Here is a 16,089-nt window from a genome sequence, read left to right on the forward strand (position 1 = left end):
TCACGGCGCTGGTGGACTGGTCAGACACGAGCGGGCACCTCCTCTGCCTCCGCCGCGCGATCCTTGAGCTCGCGGGCACGCCGCCGGCTGGGCACCAGACCCTGCGGACGCAGGATCATCACCAGCACCATGGCCAGGCCGAAGACCAGCCACCGGTAGTCGGCGAAATCGCGGAACCGCTCCGGCAGGTACGCCAGCAGCACCGCGCCGAGCGAGACGCCGATCATGTTGCCGGAGCCACCGACCACCACCATCGCGACGAAGAGGATGGACAGGTTCGCGTTGAACTGGGTCGGGTCGATGAACGCGTTCCGGCTGCCGAAGAGGAAGCCCGACAGGCCGCCGAGCGCCGCGCCGATGGCGAACGCCCAGAGCTTGAACTTGAACGGGTAGACGCCCATCACCGCGGCGGCGTCCTCGTCCTCGCGCACCGCCAGCCACGCCCGGCCGACCCGGCTGTGCTCCAGCCGGCGAACCAGGAACACCATGATCAGTACGAACGTGATCGCCAACCAGTACCAGGGCTTCGCGTCGATCAGGCCGAAGACCTTGTTGTCCGGCGACGGCGCACCCTCGGGGCCCGGGATGGCCGAGATGCCCACCGGGCCGTTGGTCAGACCGGTGGCGTTGCGGGCCACGATCCGGATGATCTCGCCGAAGCCCAGCGTCACGATGGCCAGGTAGTCACCGCGCAGCCGCAGCGTCGGCCAGCCCAGCAACACCCCGGAGATCATGGTCAGCACGATCGCGATGAACAGGCAGATCGCCCAGGTGACCGCCCACGTCGGCGGGAGGTCGAACTCCTTCTGGATCCACTTCACCACCGGGGAGTTCACCGAACCGAACAACGCCACGCTGTACGCGCCGATGGCGAAGAAGCCGATGTAGCCCAGGTCGAGCAGGCCGGCGAGGCCGACCACCACGTTCAGGCCGATCGCGACCAGCACGTAGATGGCGCAGACGAAGAGCACGCCCGCCCAGTTGTTGCCGCCCTTGATCGAGTCGGTCCGCAGCCAGGTCAGGCCCGGAATGCCAAGGAGCGGCAGGTAGTAGAGGATCGCCACGAAGGCGGCCAGCCCGAGGGCCTGCTGCCACTTGGTGAGCGCCCGCCAACGGTCGCCGATGCCGGTCAGCAGCGTCACCCGACGCTGATCTGCGGAGCGGATCTTGTTGATCATGCGCGGGCCCTCCCGAGCGACTCGCCCAACAGACCGGTCGGCCGGAACATCAGCACCACGATCAGCACCACGAAGGCGATGACGTCCTCCCAGTTGGACGCGAAGAGCGTGGCGCCGTAGACCTCGACGATGCCGAGGAAGAGGCCACCCAGCAGCGCGCCGCGCAGGTTACCGATGCCGCCCAGGACCGCGGCGGTGAACGCCTTCAGGCCGAGCACGAAGCCGATGCTGTTCTGGGTGAAGCCGAACCGCATGCTCCACAGCAGCGCGGCCGCGCCGGCCATGATGCCGCCCAGCACGAAGATCAGCATGATGACGCGCTCCTGGTTGACGCCCATCAGCGCGGCCGTCTCCGGGTTCTGGGCCACCGCGCGCACGCCCCGGCCGTACCGGGTGCGGTTGATGAACCAGTCGAGCAGCGCCATCATCACCACGGCCGAGATGAACACGATCACCTGGATGTTGGTGATCGCCGTGTTGCCGATGTTGAACAGGGTCTCCTGCTTGATGATCGTCGGCATTCCGACGATCTGCCGGGGCCGACCGAACACGTCCGGCAGCACGCCACCCAGCAGCTTGGGCAGCACCTGCCCGAAGAGCTCCACGAACACCAGCGACAGACCGATCGCGGTGATCAGGAAGATCAGCGGCGGCGCGTTCTTGCGCCGCAACGGCCGGTACGCGACCCGTTCGAGCGCCAGAGCCGTACCGCCCGAGGCGACCGCGGCGACGATGAGGCCGAGCACCAGGAACAGGATCGCCTGGCCGACAGGGGGGTTATTTTCCACACCGAGCTGGTTCCAGAGGATCAGCACCGCGAAGGTGCCGACCATGAAGACCTCGGAGTGCGCGAAGTTGATCAGACGAAGGACGCCATAGACGAGTGTGTAGCCAAGGGCGATCAGGGCGTAGATGGCGCCCTTGGAAAGGCCATCGACCGTGTGCTGGCCGAGATGACCGATCAGTTCATCGAAATGCACCGGGGGTCTCCTTGAATCGAGTGCGGCCGGGGTGAGACACCCCGGCCGCACTCCATCGCCATGGCGTCAGCTGAGCTTGAGCTCCTGCAGCGGCTCGATGGCCTCGCCCTTGATCTGGTAGGCCCAGATGACGACCTTCGACGGGTCGACGTCGCCCTTGGAGTCGAACTTGATGTACTTCGACACACCCTGCTTGTCGTACGACTTCACGTACGCCAGGATGTCGGCCCGGGTCTTCTTGCCGTCCTTGAAGGCGTCCAGGTAGATCTTGGCGGCGTCGAAGCCCTCAGCACCGTAGGAGCCCGGCGCGATGCCAAACTCCTTCTGGTAGTCGGCGGAGAAGGTGCCGCCGGCCTTGTCGGCCGGGAGGCACGGGCAGGTGATGATCGCGCCCTCGGCGCCGCCGGAGGCGCCCTTCGGGAAGGCCGGGTCGTACAGACCGTCCGGGCCGACGAACTTGGCCTTGATGCCTGCCGCGCGCATCTGCTTCACCAGCGGGGCGGCCTCACGGGTGTAGCCACCGTAGAAGACGTAGTCCGCCTGCGCGGCCTTGATCTTGGAGATGGTGGCGTCGAACTGCGCCTGCCGCTCCTGGATCTTGTCCTTGTTGACCACCAGCGGGCCGAGCTGCTTGCCCAGCTCGTCGGTGATGCCGGCACCGTACGCGCTGGCGTCGTCGACCATGAAGACCTTCGCGGCGTTCTGCGCCTTCAGGTAGCTCGCCACCGCGCCGGCCTGCGTGCCGTCGTTGCCGACGACCCGGAAGAAGGACGTGTTGCCCTTCTGGGTCAGGTCGGTGCGCGTTGCCGACGGGGCCACCATCGCCAGGCCGGCGGCCTGGTAGATCGGCATCGTGGCGTCCGACTCACCGGAGAAGTGACCACCGATGACACCGAGGTACGAGTTGTCACCCGCGATCTGGTTCGCGAACGGGGTCGCCACGGCCGGGTCGCCCTGGGTGTCGAACTCCTGCATGGTGACCTTGCAGTTCGGGTTCGCCTCGTTGAACTGCTTCACGGCGAGCTTCGCGCCGTTGAGCGACGGGATCACCAGACCCGCGTTGTCACCGGTGAACGCGCCGAAGATCGCGATCTTGCCACCGCAGTCACCGGACGCGGTCCCACCGTCGCCGCCACCGGAATCCTGGCAACCAGCCGCGACCACCAGGGTCGCGGCGAGCGCAACGGTGCCCAGCGCCCGTACATAGCTTCGCCTCACGGCTTCCTGACCTCCTCCAGATGCGGACGCGCCTGACCCGTAGTGACGGCGACAGCACGCGGACCGCAGATCCACCCACCCCGCAGGGACGCCCCCTGCGTAACGGCTCGTGATGGCGGAGCGTACCGACACCGCATACCGTCCCGGAAGGCCTGAACGGGGGGTCTGCGAAACCGTTACGAAGACGTGGGCAATCCTGTCGATGCCCGTAACAGGTGAATCCGTCGATCGGTCCTTAAGCCCACGGGCGGTCGGAGCGCCCGGACACCCACCCGATTCGGCGGACCCCACGAAAGGACAGACTGACCTGCGCAAACAATCCGACAACCGGAGCCGCCGGGCCACGGGACCACCGGGCCGTACCCCTCAGTCGCCCGACCCGGGCGCCCACCACAGCCCGGACCGCGAACCGTCGTCCACCGCCAGCCACCACCGGTCACCCACCGCGACCAGCGCGACATCCCGGTCGGCACCCGCCGCCACATCGAGCGGCATCGCGGCCTCCCGCCACGACCCACCGCGATCCGTCGACACCCAAGCCGAGTAACGCCCGCCGTCCGTCACCGCGGCGAACAGCCGGTCACCGGAGGCCACCAGCGACGCCACCTGAGGCACCCCCGACGTGGACCGCCGCCCGAACGCACCCGCCGCCACCCAGCCCGCCGCCTCCTGACGCCACGCGCCGAACGTCGCCCCCCGCAGCCCGACCGCCACCGGCACCCCGCCGGCCAGCACGACGCGCTGCAACTCCTCGTACTCCGGGCCACCCGGCAACACCGTGCGCTGCCACGACCGCCCGTCCGGCGACGACCACACCGCCGGGTCCCGGTCGATCCGGCCGGACGGCAGCAGACCACCCACGGCCAGCCAACCCGACGACGTCGCCGCGGCGTCGAACGCCCAGGTCACCCCCGTGCTGTCACTCGCCAGCCCTGGTGCGCCCTCCACCAGCGCGAACTCCGCCGCCTCCGGCGACGACACCCACGAGGCCGCACCCGCCGAACGGTTGCCCACGATCAACCAGCCCGCCGGACCCGCCGCCAGGCGGGACACGTTCACCGCCTTCGGCCCGCCGTACGTCTCGAACGACGCCTGGACCTCGACCAGCGCGCCGTCGGCCACCTGCCGCCACGTGCTCACCCGCGGATAGCCGTGCGCCCCGCCGACCTTCGCGCCGATCACGGCAGCCCGGCCGTCGCGACACGCCACCGACGACAGCACGTTCTGCTTGCCGTAGAACGAATCCGCCCGCACCGGCAGGACCGTCCACGTCGTACCGTCCACGCTGGTCCAGGCCGCCGGGCGCGTGCCGCCAGCAGCGTCTGCGACACCGCCGACCAGGAACCACCGGCCCGCGCACGCCGCCACGTCGCGCAGCAACAGCCGGCCCGCGCCACCCGGCGGCGCCGGCAGCGTCAACGCCTGCCACGCCGGCCGCAGCGCGGGCGCGGCGGCAGCGGAGGGTTCACCTGTCGGCGCGGCCGGCCCGTCACAGCCGGCGAGCAGCAGCGCGAAGAGGCCGAACAGCGCGATCACCCGTCGGACGGACACCCGTCGATGCTAACCACCGCCCGGCGCGCGCGGTGACCCCCGAGCAGGGCAGACGCGCTCAGACGGTCGGCTGCTGCGCCACCTCGCCGCCGGCGGTCTCCGCGAGGATCCGCTCGGCGACCTCCTTCATGGTCATCCGGTGGTCCATCGCCGTGCGCTGGATCCACTTGAACGCCTGCGGCTCGGTCATCCCGTACGTCGTCATCAGCGCGCCCTTGGCGCGCTCCACCGTCTTGCGGATCTCCAGGCGGTCGGTAAGGCTCGCGACCTCGGCCTCCAGGGCCGCGACCTCCGAGTAGCGCGACAGCGCGATCTCCACCGCCGGGACCAGGTCACTCTTCTGGAAGGGCTTCACCAGGTACGCCATCGCGCCCGCCGCCCGCGCCCGCTCCACCAGGTCCCGCTGGCTGAACGCGGTCAGGATGATCACCGGGGCGATCCGGGCGCCGGCGATCCGTTCGGCGGCGGCCAGCCCATCCATGATCGGCATCTTGATGTCGAGGATGACGAGGTCGGGCTTCAGCTCCTCGGCGAGGCGCACGGCGGTCTCGCCGTCGCCGGCCTCCCCCACCACCTCGTAGCCCTCTTCGACGAGCATCTCGGCGAGGTCCAGCCGGATCAGCGCCTCGTCCTCGGCGATCAGCACGCGCCTACGCTCGGCATCCGTCGGCATCTCAGCCACCAGCCCTACCCCCACCAGTTCGAACTCGACACCCGCCCAGCCGGGTGTCACCGCCCTCAGCGTAGTAGGTAACCTATGGAAGGCCACCAGAGCATTCGGCCAAGCGTCCCCGTATTCCAACTGGCAGAGAAGCGGAGCTCAAACCTCCGACAGTGTGGGTTCGAATCCCACCGGGGGCACCAAACTTGTCGTACGGCTGTTCCAAAATCCAGCTGTGCACCCACCCGAGCTACGCCTACGAGCCAGGCAACAGCACCTGTCCGGCAGCACCGTGGCCGAGGTCGCCCGACGCCTCAGGCTCCCCTACCCGACAGTCCGAGGCTGGTGTAAAGGTGCGGCGCCGAGCGAGCATGGCACGGCGGCACGCTGCTTTCGCTGCCGGCCGGACGTCGGTATTCAGACAGATCCCGCTGCGTATCTTTACCTGCTCGGCCTCTACCTGGGCGATGGACACCTGGTTACGTCCGCCCGGGTTCCGGTACTCCGGATCTCTTGCAGCGATACCTGGCCGGGGCTGATCGAGGCCTGCGACACCGCTATGCGGCACGTGCTGGCCGCGAAGGTGCAGCGCGTTCACCAGGCCGGCTGCGTCAGCGTGCAGAGTTACGGCACGCACTGGCCGTGTCTGTTTCCGCAGCACGGCCCCGGCAAGAAGCACGAGCGACCGATCGTCCTGGCCGACTGGCAACTGTCGCTCGTCGAGAGCCAACCTGGCGACTTCGTGCGCGGTCTGTTCCACTCGGACGGCTGCCGGTTCGCCAACCGAGTGACCGTGCGGGGCAAGGAGTACGTCTATCCGCGCTACATGTTCACCAACGAGTCGACCGACATCATGGGGCTCTGCCAGTGGAGCCTCGACCTGCTCGGCGTCGCCTGGCGGATGAACCGCCGCAACTCCCTCTCGGTGGCGCGGCGAGACGCGGTCGCCACCCTCGACCGCCACGTCGGCCCCAAGTCCTAACTCCCGCCCCATGAGGCCGCCCCGCCTCACCCCCCGCCCCCCGGCCCCCGGCCCCCGGCCCCCGGCCCCCGGCCCCCGGCCCCCGGCCCCCGGCCCCGGCAGCAGAAGGGGGCCGGTGAAGGGGCCGGCCGAGGGGCCGGTGAAGGGGCCGATTGTGTCGTGCGTGGGAGCCTGGGCGGGTGTCGACGACGGAGGGCGGGTTCTGATGCGGGTGGTGGTTTTCGGTGCTACCGGGATGGTGGGCCAGGGTGTGCTGCGGGAGTGCCTGCTCGCCGAGGACGTGCGCGAGGTGCTCACCGTCGGCCGCCGGCCGACCGGCGGGCAGGATCCGAAGCTGCGGGAGCTGACCGTTCCCGACGTGGGCGACCTGGAGACGGTCCGCGCGGAGCTGACCGGCGTTGACGCCTGCTTCTATTGCCTGGGCGTCTCGTCGCTGGGTCTGGACGAGGCGGCGTACACCCGGATCAGCTACGACTTTCCGATGGCTGCGGCGCGGCTGTTCGCCGAGGTGAGCCCTCAGGTCACGTTCATCTACGTCTCCGGCGTCGGCACCGACTCGACCGGGCAGGGCCGGGTGATGTGGGCGCGGGTCAAGGGTCGCACCGAGAACGCGATCGTCGACCTGCTGCCCAACGGGTATGCGGCGCGGCCGGGCTTCATCCAGCCGACGTACGGGGCGGTGTCGAAGACGCGGTGGTACCGGGTGCTCTACGCGGCGACCAGTCCGCTGGTCCCGATGCTGCGCCGGTTGTTCCCCAACCAGGTCACCACGACGGACGGGATCGGTCGGGCGATGCTGCGGGTGGCTCGGGAGGGCTCACCGACCCGGGTGCTGGGCAACCGCGAACTGCGCTGATCAGGCGATCGTGTCGAGCGCCTGGGCGAGGTCGGTGCGCAGGTCGTCGGGGTCCTCCAGGCCGACGGAGAGACGCAGCAGCGCGCCGTCCGGCTTCGCGTCGCCCTCGACGGGCCGGTGGGTGAGCGAGGCGGGGTGCTGGATGAGGGTGTCCACGCCGCCGAGGGACACGGCGTGGGTGATCAGTCGGCAGGCGGCGGCGACGGTGGCGGCGGCGGGCGCTCCGCCGCGTACCTCGAAGGCGAGCAGGCTGCCGGGGCCGGCCATCTGCCGGCCGACCAGCGCCGCCGGGTCGTACACCGAGGGGTGGTGCACCCGGTGTACGGCCTGGTGGTCGGCGAGCCAGCCGGCGAGTTTCTCGGCGGTGGCCTGTTGGGCGCGGACCCGCAGCGGCAGGGTCTGCAGGCCGCGGTGCAGGAGGTAGCCGCCGAGGGGGTGCAGGATCGCGCCGGTGACGGCGCGGACTTGGCGCAGCCGGACGGCCCAGTCGGCGTCGCAGGCGACGACGCCGGCGAGGACGTCGCCGTGTCCGCCGATGCTCTTGGTGGCGCTGTGCAGGACGAGGGCGGCGCCGTGCCGGGCGGGTTGTTGGAGCACGGGGGTGGCGACGGTGTTGTCGACGAGCAGGGGTACGTCGCCGGCGGCGGTGGCGAGCGCGGCGATGTCGACGAGGTCGAGGGTGGGATTGGCGGGCGTCTCGATGACTACCAGCGCGGTGTCGGGGCGGATGGCGGCGGCGACCTGGTCGGGGTGGGCCCAGGTGACGGTGGTGCCGAGCAGGCCGGTGGCGAGGACGTGGTCGGTGCCGCCGTAGAGGGGCCGGACGGCGACGATGTGGCGGTGGCCGTCGCGGGTGGCGGCGAGCAGGGTGGCGGTGAGGGCGGCCATGCCGCTGGCGAAGGCGACGGCCTGGGCGGTGCCCTCCAGTTCGGCGAGGGCGGTTTCGAAGCGGGCGACGGTGGGGTTCCAGAGCCGCTGGTAGACGGCGCTGCCGTCGGCGGGGAGGGTGCCGCCGGTGGCGAGTTGTTCGTAGGCGTTGCCGCCGTCGTCGACCGAGGGCAGTGGGTTGGTGGTGGAGAGGTCGATCGGAGGCACGTGCACGCCGAGCGTGCGCAGGTCGTCGCGGCCGGCGTGTACGGCCCGGGTGTCCACCGTCGTCATGGCGGTAGCGTCGAACATCCGGAGCCGATTGGGCAATGGTTTGGTGAATGATTCTGCGCAGAGGGCTGGCTTTGTCGGGAGATTCGGTGGAGGATGCTCGGGTGCCCCCTGAGCCGAACGAAGTGCGGCCGTATCCGGCCCTGGACGAGGTGGACCGCGCGATCCTCGCCGAGCTGGCGGCGGACGGCCGCTTGCCGAACAACGCGCTCGCCGAACGGGTGGGGGTGGCGCCGTCGACGTGCCTGACGCGCACCCGGGCGTTGCGCGAGCGCGGGGCGATCCGGGGCTTTCACGCGGAGGTGGATCCGGCCGCGCTGGGTCTGCCGTTGCAGGCGTTGGTGTCGGTGCGGTTGACCGCGCACGAGCGGGCCGCGGTGGACGCGTTCCGGGCCCGGTCGGTGCGCCTGCCCGGGGTGGTGTCGGTGTTCCACGTGGCCGGCGCGGAGGATTACGTGCTGCACGTGCGGGCGGCGTCAGGTGACGCGCTGCGGGACTTCGTGCTGGACCATCTCGCGGTCGACCCGGCGGTGCAGCACACGCAGACCAGCCTGATCTTCGAGCAGGCCCGCGGGATGGGCTGAGCGACGGTCGGAATGAACGGGCAGGCCAGGGAGTTGGCACTGCGTGTGATCACCGTACCGTTGTCTGTTCTTGATCTTGCCCCGGTCGCTCGCGGGACCACCGCCGGCGCGGCCCTGCAGGCCACCACCGAGCTGGCCCGGCGCACCGAGGAGCTGGGCTACCACCGGTTCTGGGTGGCCGAGCACCACAACATGCCGGCGATCGCCAGCTCCGCGCCGGCGGTCCTGCTGGCGCACCTGGCGGCGAACACGTCGACGATCCGCCTCGGTTCGGGCGGGGTGATGCTGCCCAACCACGCGCCGCTGGTGGTGGCCGAGCAGTTCGGCACCCTGGAGGCGCTGCACCCCGGTCGGATCGACCTGGGCATCGGCCGGGCCCCGGGTACCGACCAGGTGACCGCGCTGGCGTTGCGGCGCACCATGGAGGGCCTGTCCGCGGAGGGTTTCCCGCGTGAGCTGACGGACCTGATGAACTACTTCAGCGGGGAGAAGCCGGGGCAGATCATCGCCACCCCGGGTCGGGGTGAGCAGCCGGCCGTCTGGCTGCTCGGCTCCAGCGGCTTCAGCGCCCAACTCGCCGGCCTGCTGGGCCTGCCGTTCTCCTTCGCGCACCACTTCAGCTCGGCGAACACCCTGCCGGCGCTGGCGCTGTACCGGCAGAACTTCCGGCCGTCGCAGTGGCTGGACAAGCCGTACGCGATGGTGGCCGTCAACGCGGTCTGCGCCGAGACCGACGAGCGGGCCGAGTGGCTGGCCGGGCCGAGCGCGCTGTCGTTCCTGAAGCTGCGCTCCGGTCGACCGGAGCCGCTGTCGACGCCCGACGAGGCGGCGGCCTACCCGTACACCGAGTTCGAGCGGGAGTTCGTGCTGCAGCGGCGCGACGGTCAGGCGCTGGGCTCGCCGGAGACGGTGCGCCGGCAGTTGACCGAGTTGCAGGAGCGCACCGACGCGGACGAGCTGATGCTCACCACCCTGGTCTACGACGTCGCGGACCGGGTGCGGTCGTACGAATTGATCGCCGAGCAGGTGGCGGGGGGTCTGCGCCGGGACGCGTGAAACACGATCTTCACGTCAGCGTCACCCCCGCGACCCGGACGGTGCCTAATGTTGGTGCCGGTGGTGGTACGGCATTCCCGGTCGGGACGGGTCGGGAATGCCGCGGTGTGGAGCACCGGGCTGCAGCTGTGCGGATTCCGCGGCTGCGGCCCGGTGCCTGCCACCTTAGGCGAACCCGATCAGGACCGCCAGATCAACGTAGGTAGATGTTCGGGGTCGGCGGGCTGGCCATCTGATCGCCGATGAAGAACCCCGGGTGTGGCGGCTGGTTGTAGGCGGTGTTCTGCCACGCGATCGCCACCCGGTACTGCGGGTCGTGCATCAGGGTGTGGATCCGGGTGCTGGTCGGCGTGGGCGTGCTGTAGATGCGCAGCGCCCGGCTGTCGGTGGTCCGCCAGATCACCTCCTCGCGCCAGTCGCCGAGGATGTCCCCCGAGAGCGCCGGCGTGGACTTGGTGCCGTTGTTGGACGCCACCTGGTCGCCGGTGAGCAGCCGGGTTTCGCCGCTGGTGCCGTACTTGTCGATCTTCGTACCGTCCAGCAGCTCGCGGACCGGGTCGCCGTCCCACCAGGCGAGGAAGTTGGCTGACGACGGCTTGCGGCCCACGTTCTGACCCCGGGTGTTGGCCAGGCCGGAGACGGCCGAGGACCACGACTCGGCGCCGGGGCTGCCCGCCCAGATGTCCGCCGAGACGCCCCGGCCGTTGTCACCCGAGGCCGGCGTGGACCACAGGATCTGACCGGTACGGGCGTCCGCGAACCAGGAGCTGGGCTTGCTCCCGTCCTCGTCGACCTTGAACACCTCCAGGCCGGCGCGGCCCGGGTCGAGGTCCCCGACGTGCAGGGCGTCGCCGTGCCCGTTGCCCGTCGAGTAGAGCAACCGACCGTTGTCGTCGATCGTGGCGGCGCCGTAGACGATCTCCTGACGGCCGTCGGCGTCGACGTCGGCCACCGAGAGCTGGTGGTTGCCCTGGCCGGCGGCGGTGCCGTTGCCGGACGAGTTCGAGTCGAACGTCCAACGCTTGGTCAGCGTGCCGTTGCGGAAGTCCCACGCCGCGATGACCGCCCGGGTGTAGTAACCCCGGGCCATGATCAGCGAGGGACGCTGCCCGTCCAGGTAGGCGGTGCCGGCGAGGAACCGGTCCACCCGGTTGCCGTACGAGTCGCCCCAGGACGACACGGTGCCGCGCGGCGGGTCGTAGTTGACCGTGGATGCGATCGCGCCGGTCTGGCCGTTGAACATGGTCAGGTACTCCGGGCCGGAGAGCACGTAACCGCTGGAGTTTCGATAGTCCGCAGACGACGAGCCGATGAGCTGACCGGTGCCGGAGCGGGTGCCGTCGGCGGTCTTCATGGCCACCTCGGCGCGACCGTCACCGTCGTAGTCGTACACCTGGAACTGGGTGTAGTGGGCTCCGGCGCGGATGTTGCGGCCCAGGTCGATCCGCCACAACCGGGTGCCGGTCAGGGTGTACGCGTCGACGTAGACGTTGCCGGTGTAGCCGGACTGCGAGTTGTCCTTGGCGTTCGACGGATCCCACTTGAGCACGATCTCGTAGGTGCCGTCACCGTTGAGGTCACCGACCGAGGCGTCGTTGGCGCTGTAGGTGTAGCTCTCCCCGCTGGGGGTGGTGCCCCCGGCCGGCACCTGCAACGGCACGTCCAGGTAGCCGTTGGCGAACTGCAGGGCGGGCGCGGACGCCGCCTGCTCCGCGCCGCCCACCACTGCCCGCACGGTGTACGCCGACCCGGCCGCCGCGCCACTGTCGAGGTAGTTGGTGGCGCCGGTGATCGGGTTGGCGTTGACCCTTGTCGAGCCCCGGTAGAGGTTGAACGCCACGCCGGAGGTCTCGGTGCCGAGCAGCCGCCAGGACACCAGGTTGCCGCTACCGGAGCGGACGCTGATCAACCCTCGGTCCAGGTTCTCCATCTGCTTCGCCCCGGCCGGAGGCGTGGTGGGTGGCGGCGTCGTCGGGGGCGGCGTGGTCGGAGGTGGCGTGGTGGGCGGTGGGGTGGTCGGTGGCGGGGTGGTCGGGCCGTCGGTGGCCGGCGCCCCGGTGCAGGTGACGCCGTTGAGCGCGAAGCTGGTCGGCGCCGGGTTGCTGCTCGTCCACGAGGCGTTGAACCCGAACGAGGCGGTGCCGTTGGTGGCGAGGGCACCGTTGTAGTCGACGTTGCGCGCGGTCACCTGGGCGCCGGACTGGGTGACGGTGGCGCTCCACGCCTGGGTGACCTGCTGCCCGGCGGCGTACGACCAGGTGAGGGCCCAGCCGTTGACCTCCTCGCCGAGGTTGGTGATGGTGACGCTGGCGCCGAAACCGCCCTGCCACTGGTTGCTGACCTGGTAGTCGACGCGACAGCCGACGGCGGCGGCCGAGGCGACGACAGTGCCGACGGTGCCGGCCACGACGGCGGCGGCCGTCGACGCGGCCAGCAGGATGAACCGTTGTCGTAACGGGTGCATGAACTGCCTCCGGAGGATCCGGTGATGACCGCTGTGGTCCACCTGCCCTGCCCGGGAAGCACGGTGAACGGCCCGCCGCCGTGACGGCGAACGGCGATCTGGTCGGGGTGAAACGCCCTGGAACTCGCGGATCCGGCTCAGCCGCATCGTAGGGCAAGCGCTTTCCGCTCCGCAATATCGACGACCGTCACGCCATGCGGCTCTTGACCCTCCCCCGCTGGCCTGATCAACTCGTCCGGGTGAGCGCCCCACACATGGACCCGGACGAGTTCCGCCGCGCCGGCCACGCCGTCGTCGACTGGATCGCCGACTACTGGACGACGCTGCACCAGCGGCCGGTCGCCCCGGCCGACCCACCCGGAACGGTCGCCGAGGCCCTGCCGAGCGCGCCACCCACCACCGGCGGCGAGCCGGTCGAAGCGGTCCTCGCCGATCTGGACGCGATAGTCCTACCGGGCCTGACCCACTGGCAGCACCCAGGTTTCTTCGGCTACTTCCCCGCGAACACGTCCGGCCCGAGCCTGCTCGGCGACCTGGTCAGCTCCGGGCTCGGCGTGCAGGGCATGCTCTGGGCCAGCAGCCCGGCCTGCACCGAGCTGGAGACGGTCATGATGGACTGGCTGGCCCAACTGCTCGACCTGCCGCAGCGCTTCCGGTCGAGCGGCGCCGGCGGCGGCGTCATCCAGGACTCGGCCTCCTCGGCGACCCTGGTGGCCACCCTCGCCGCCCTGCACCGCGCCAGCGCGGGTCGCTGGCGCGTCACCGGCATCGACCGGCGCTACCGCGCGTACACCTCAGTGCACGGGCACTCCTCAATCGAGAAGGCCGTACGGATCGCCGGGTTGGGCGGCGACGGGATCCGGCCGATCGACGTGGACCCGGACACCCAGGCGCTGCGCCCCGCCGCGCTGCGGGCCGCGATCGAGGCGGACCTGGCCGCCGGGGACGTACCCGCCATCGTCGTCGCCACCATCGGCACCACCTCCACGACCGCCGTCGATCCACTGCCCGAGATCGGGGCGATCTGCGCCGAGTACGGGATCTGGCTGCACGTCGACGCGGCGTACGCGGGCGCCGCCGCCGTCTGCCCCGAGCTGCGCTGGTCACACGCCGGCCTGGAGTACGCCGACTCCTACTGTTTCGACCCGCACAAGTGGCTGCTCACCGGCTTCGACTGCGACGCGTTCTGGGTGGCCGACCGCGCCGAGCTGATCGAAGCGCTGACCGTGCTCCCGGAGTTCCTGCGCAACGCCGCCTCCGAGTCCGGGGCGGTGATCGACTACCGGGACTGGCAGGTGCCCCTGGGCCGCCGCTTCCGGGCCCTGAAGCTGTGGTTCGTGCTGCGCTGGTACGGCGCCGAGGGGCTACGGGCGCACATCCGCTCCGGCGTGGCGCTGGCCGCCCGGTTCGCCGACCGGGTCCGCGCCGACGACCGGTTCGAGCTGGCCGCGGCGCACCCGTTCTCGCTGGTCTGCTTCCGGCTGCGCGCCGACGACGACACCAACGCCGAGCTGCTGGCCCAGGTCAACGGCACCGGACGCGTCCACCTGACCCACACCCGCGTGGCCGGCCGGTACACGCTGCGGCTGGCCGTCGGGGCACCGCAGACCGTCGAGGCGCACGTCGACGAGGCGTGGACGCTCCTCGCCGAGGCGGCGGACAAGCTGCTGACGCCCTGACCGCGCAAGCGCCGGCTGACCGCGCGCGTCCCGGCTTACCGCGCGCGTCCCGGCTTACCGCGCGCGTCCCGGCTGACCGCGCGAGCGTCCCTGCCGGTCCGGCAGGCCGCTGACTGCGCGGGCGCCGTTGGTCAACTCCAGGTCGCCGATGTGGCGGCATAACGGCGCGGGGACACCGCCAGATCGGCGATCCGCAGTCGATCTCCCGCCATGACACCGGCAGGAAAGCCGCAACCCGGCCGGCGTGGCGGCGCGGGTCAGGGCGGGGCCGCTCCGATCCGGCAGCCGGATCAGCGCGGGGCTGGCGTTCCGACGACGGTGAGACCGGCCGGCGTGCCGTCGCCGACAGCACCGACTACTGCGACGCCCGAAACGACAGCACCCGGCCGAAACGGAGCCGGCTGAGAAACCGCCGACGCTCCGGCGGCGGTGGTAGTGGCGGTTGCGGCGGTCCCGGTCGCGACGGTGGTAGTGACGGTCGCGGGGGTGGCGGCGGTCGCGGTCGCGACGGTGGCGCGGGCTCGGCGGGTGCGGCGCAGGGCACGCACGGCGAAGACGAGCGCGGTCAGCCAACCGACGGCCAGCAGGGCGTACAGGGTGGGGCGGAGCGGGCCGTCCAGCCCGGCGGACCGGATCAGGGTGCGGGCGTTGCTCAGCACGATCACGCCACCGACCGCCGCGCCCAGCAGTTGGGCGGGCACGATGCGCACCAGCCAGGCGGCCAGCGGGGCGGCGATCAGCCCGCCGATCAGCAGGGCCACGACGGTGGGGAGCAGGAACCCCTCCGTGCCCAGCCCGATCAGGAACCCGACGCTCGCGGCGCCGGCCACGACGAACTCGGCGGTGTCGACCGAGCCGATCACCTTGCGGGGCTCCATGCGACCGGAGACCAGCAGCGCCGGGGTGGCGACCGGACCCCACCCGCCGCCGCCTGTCGCATCGACGAAGCCGGCGACCAGGCCCAGGGGGCCGAGGAAGCGGCCGCGCAGCCGCCCGCCGGCCCGGCCGGTTCGCAGCGGTCGGGCGAAGCGCACCAGCAGGTACGCGCCGAGGGTGAAGAGGATGGCGGCCATCCACGGTGCGGCCGACTCGGTGGAGATCGAGCTGAGCAGGGTGGCGCCGGCGAACGCGCCGATCGCGCCCGGCAGGGCGATGCGGGTCACCACCCGCCAGTCGACGTTGCCGAACCGCCAGTGCGCGACCCCGGCCGCGAGCGTGGTGCCGATCTCGGCCAGGTGCACCGACGCCGAGGCGGCGGCGGGAGCGACCCCGACGACCAGCAGCAACGTGGACGAGGTCAACCCGTACGCCATACCGAGCGAACCATCGATCAACTGCGCGACGAGCCCGACCAGAGCGAGGACCAGTAGCTTGCGCACGAGCGCCCCCTGACTTTTCGGTATCTCCTATCGACTTGGTCGACAATGCGCCACGGGACAGCACGGGTCAAGCCCCCGACCGGGGGATGGGACGCCACCGCGCGGCGCAGCCCGGCCGGACCAGCGGGCGACGTACCCCGGCACTGCCACGCATCCCCGCAGACCAACCGCCCGGACGCGCCCCCGCGCCGGGCGCAGCGACCGCGCACGCACCACCACGGCGAGATCTTGGACAGTTTCCGTTAGCAGGGCGGGCTCAACCGGTGGTTGCAACACCGAGTAGCTGGGCCATTTTCTCACCGGGGGTGGCCCAGCCGAGGGTCATGCGGGGGCGGTCGTTGAG

General features: G+C 70.9%; 13 protein-coding genes and 1 tRNA gene. 6 read left to right on the forward strand and 8 right to left on the reverse strand.

What is annotated here, in order from left to right:
• Positions 1-20 precede the first annotated feature (20 nt).
• The 5 genes from AB0B97_RS31995 to AB0B97_RS32015 form a co-directional block, all read right to left on the reverse strand.
• Positions 21-1,178 carry a branched-chain amino acid ABC transporter permease gene (locus AB0B97_RS31995; RefSeq protein WP_357498993.1) on the reverse strand — a complete coding sequence of 386 codons (1,158 nt, stop codon included), beginning with the start codon at positions 1,176-1,178 and terminating at the stop codon, positions 21-23.
• Positions 1,175-2,158: a branched-chain amino acid ABC transporter permease gene (locus AB0B97_RS32000; protein ID WP_357498995.1), complete on the reverse strand. Its 984-nt coding sequence runs from the start codon at positions 2,156-2,158 to the stop codon at positions 1,175-1,177. The genes AB0B97_RS31995 and AB0B97_RS32000 overlap by 4 nt, the downstream gene beginning before the upstream one ends.
• Before the next feature lie 66 nt (positions 2,159-2,224).
• On the reverse strand, positions 2,225-3,376 hold the full coding sequence (locus AB0B97_RS32005) for a branched-chain amino acid ABC transporter substrate-binding protein (protein ID WP_357498997.1): 1,152 nt from the start codon (positions 3,374-3,376) through the stop codon (positions 2,225-2,227).
• Between the two features lie 366 nt (positions 3,377-3,742).
• The gene (locus AB0B97_RS32010) at positions 3,743-4,927 is read right to left on the reverse strand and encodes a hypothetical protein (protein WP_357498999.1); all 1,185 of its coding nucleotides are present in this window, start codon (positions 4,925-4,927) and stop codon (positions 3,743-3,745) included.
• 58 nt (positions 4,928-4,985) lie between these two features.
• Positions 4,986-5,609, reverse strand: a complete 624-nt coding sequence (locus AB0B97_RS32015) for a response regulator (protein ID WP_234584542.1) — start codon at positions 5,607-5,609, stop codon at positions 4,986-4,988.
• A 105-nt stretch (positions 5,610-5,714) separates the two neighbouring features.
• Here AB0B97_RS32015 and AB0B97_RS32020 point away from each other — a divergent pair.
• From AB0B97_RS32020 to AB0B97_RS32030, 3 genes are all read left to right on the forward strand, one after another.
• A tRNA-Leu gene (locus AB0B97_RS32020) sits at positions 5,715-5,791 on the forward strand.
• Positions 5,792-6,147: 356 nt separating this feature from the next.
• The gene (locus AB0B97_RS32025) at positions 6,148-6,570 is read left to right on the forward strand and encodes a hypothetical protein (protein WP_357499001.1); all 423 of its coding nucleotides are present in this window, start codon (positions 6,148-6,150) and stop codon (positions 6,568-6,570) included.
• Between the two features lie 205 nt (positions 6,571-6,775).
• On the forward strand, positions 6,776-7,426 hold the full coding sequence (locus AB0B97_RS32030) for an epimerase (protein WP_357499003.1): 651 nt from the start codon (positions 6,776-6,778) through the stop codon (positions 7,424-7,426).
• On the opposite strand, the gene AB0B97_RS32035 is transcribed toward AB0B97_RS32030, so the two are convergent.
• A complete protein-coding gene (locus AB0B97_RS32035; protein WP_357499005.1) occupies positions 7,427-8,605 on the reverse strand; it encodes an aminotransferase class I/II-fold pyridoxal phosphate-dependent enzyme in 1,179 nt (392 codons plus the stop codon).
• Positions 8,606-8,688: 83 nt separating this feature from the next.
• Between AB0B97_RS32035 and AB0B97_RS32040 the strand changes: the two genes are divergently transcribed.
• Positions 8,689-9,168, forward strand: a complete 480-nt coding sequence (locus tag AB0B97_RS32040) for an Lrp/AsnC family transcriptional regulator (protein ID WP_234584546.1) — start codon at positions 8,689-8,691, stop codon at positions 9,166-9,168.
• A gap of 45 nt (positions 9,169-9,213) precedes the next feature.
• The gene (locus AB0B97_RS32045; protein WP_308195370.1) at positions 9,214-10,224 is read left to right on the forward strand and encodes an LLM class flavin-dependent oxidoreductase; all 1,011 of its coding nucleotides are present in this window, start codon (positions 9,214-9,216) and stop codon (positions 10,222-10,224) included.
• Positions 10,225-10,417: 193 nt separating this feature from the next.
• Here the strand turns inward: AB0B97_RS32045 and AB0B97_RS32050 are convergent, their stop codons facing one another.
• The gene (locus AB0B97_RS32050) at positions 10,418-12,688 is read right to left on the reverse strand and encodes a cellulose binding domain-containing protein (protein ID WP_357499008.1); all 2,271 of its coding nucleotides are present in this window, start codon (positions 12,686-12,688) and stop codon (positions 10,418-10,420) included.
• 239 nt (positions 12,689-12,927) lie between these two features.
• Here AB0B97_RS32050 and AB0B97_RS32055 point away from each other — a divergent pair, with 239 nt between their 5' ends.
• Positions 12,928-14,367, forward strand: coding sequence for a pyridoxal-dependent decarboxylase (locus AB0B97_RS32055; protein ID WP_357499010.1), 1,440 nt, complete (start codon positions 12,928-12,930; stop codon positions 14,365-14,367).
• Between the two features lie 290 nt (positions 14,368-14,657).
• On the opposite strand, the gene AB0B97_RS32060 is transcribed toward AB0B97_RS32055, so the two are convergent.
• Positions 14,658-15,746 carry a sulfite exporter TauE/SafE family protein gene (locus AB0B97_RS32060; RefSeq protein ID WP_357499012.1) on the reverse strand — a complete coding sequence of 363 codons (1,089 nt, stop codon included), beginning with the start codon at positions 15,744-15,746 and terminating at the stop codon, positions 14,658-14,660.
• Positions 15,747-16,089: the final 343 nt, after the last annotated feature.

Source organism: Micromonospora sp. NPDC049004, assembly GCF_040649315.1.
Classification (GTDB): Bacteria; Actinomycetota; Actinomycetes; order Mycobacteriales; family Micromonosporaceae; genus Micromonospora.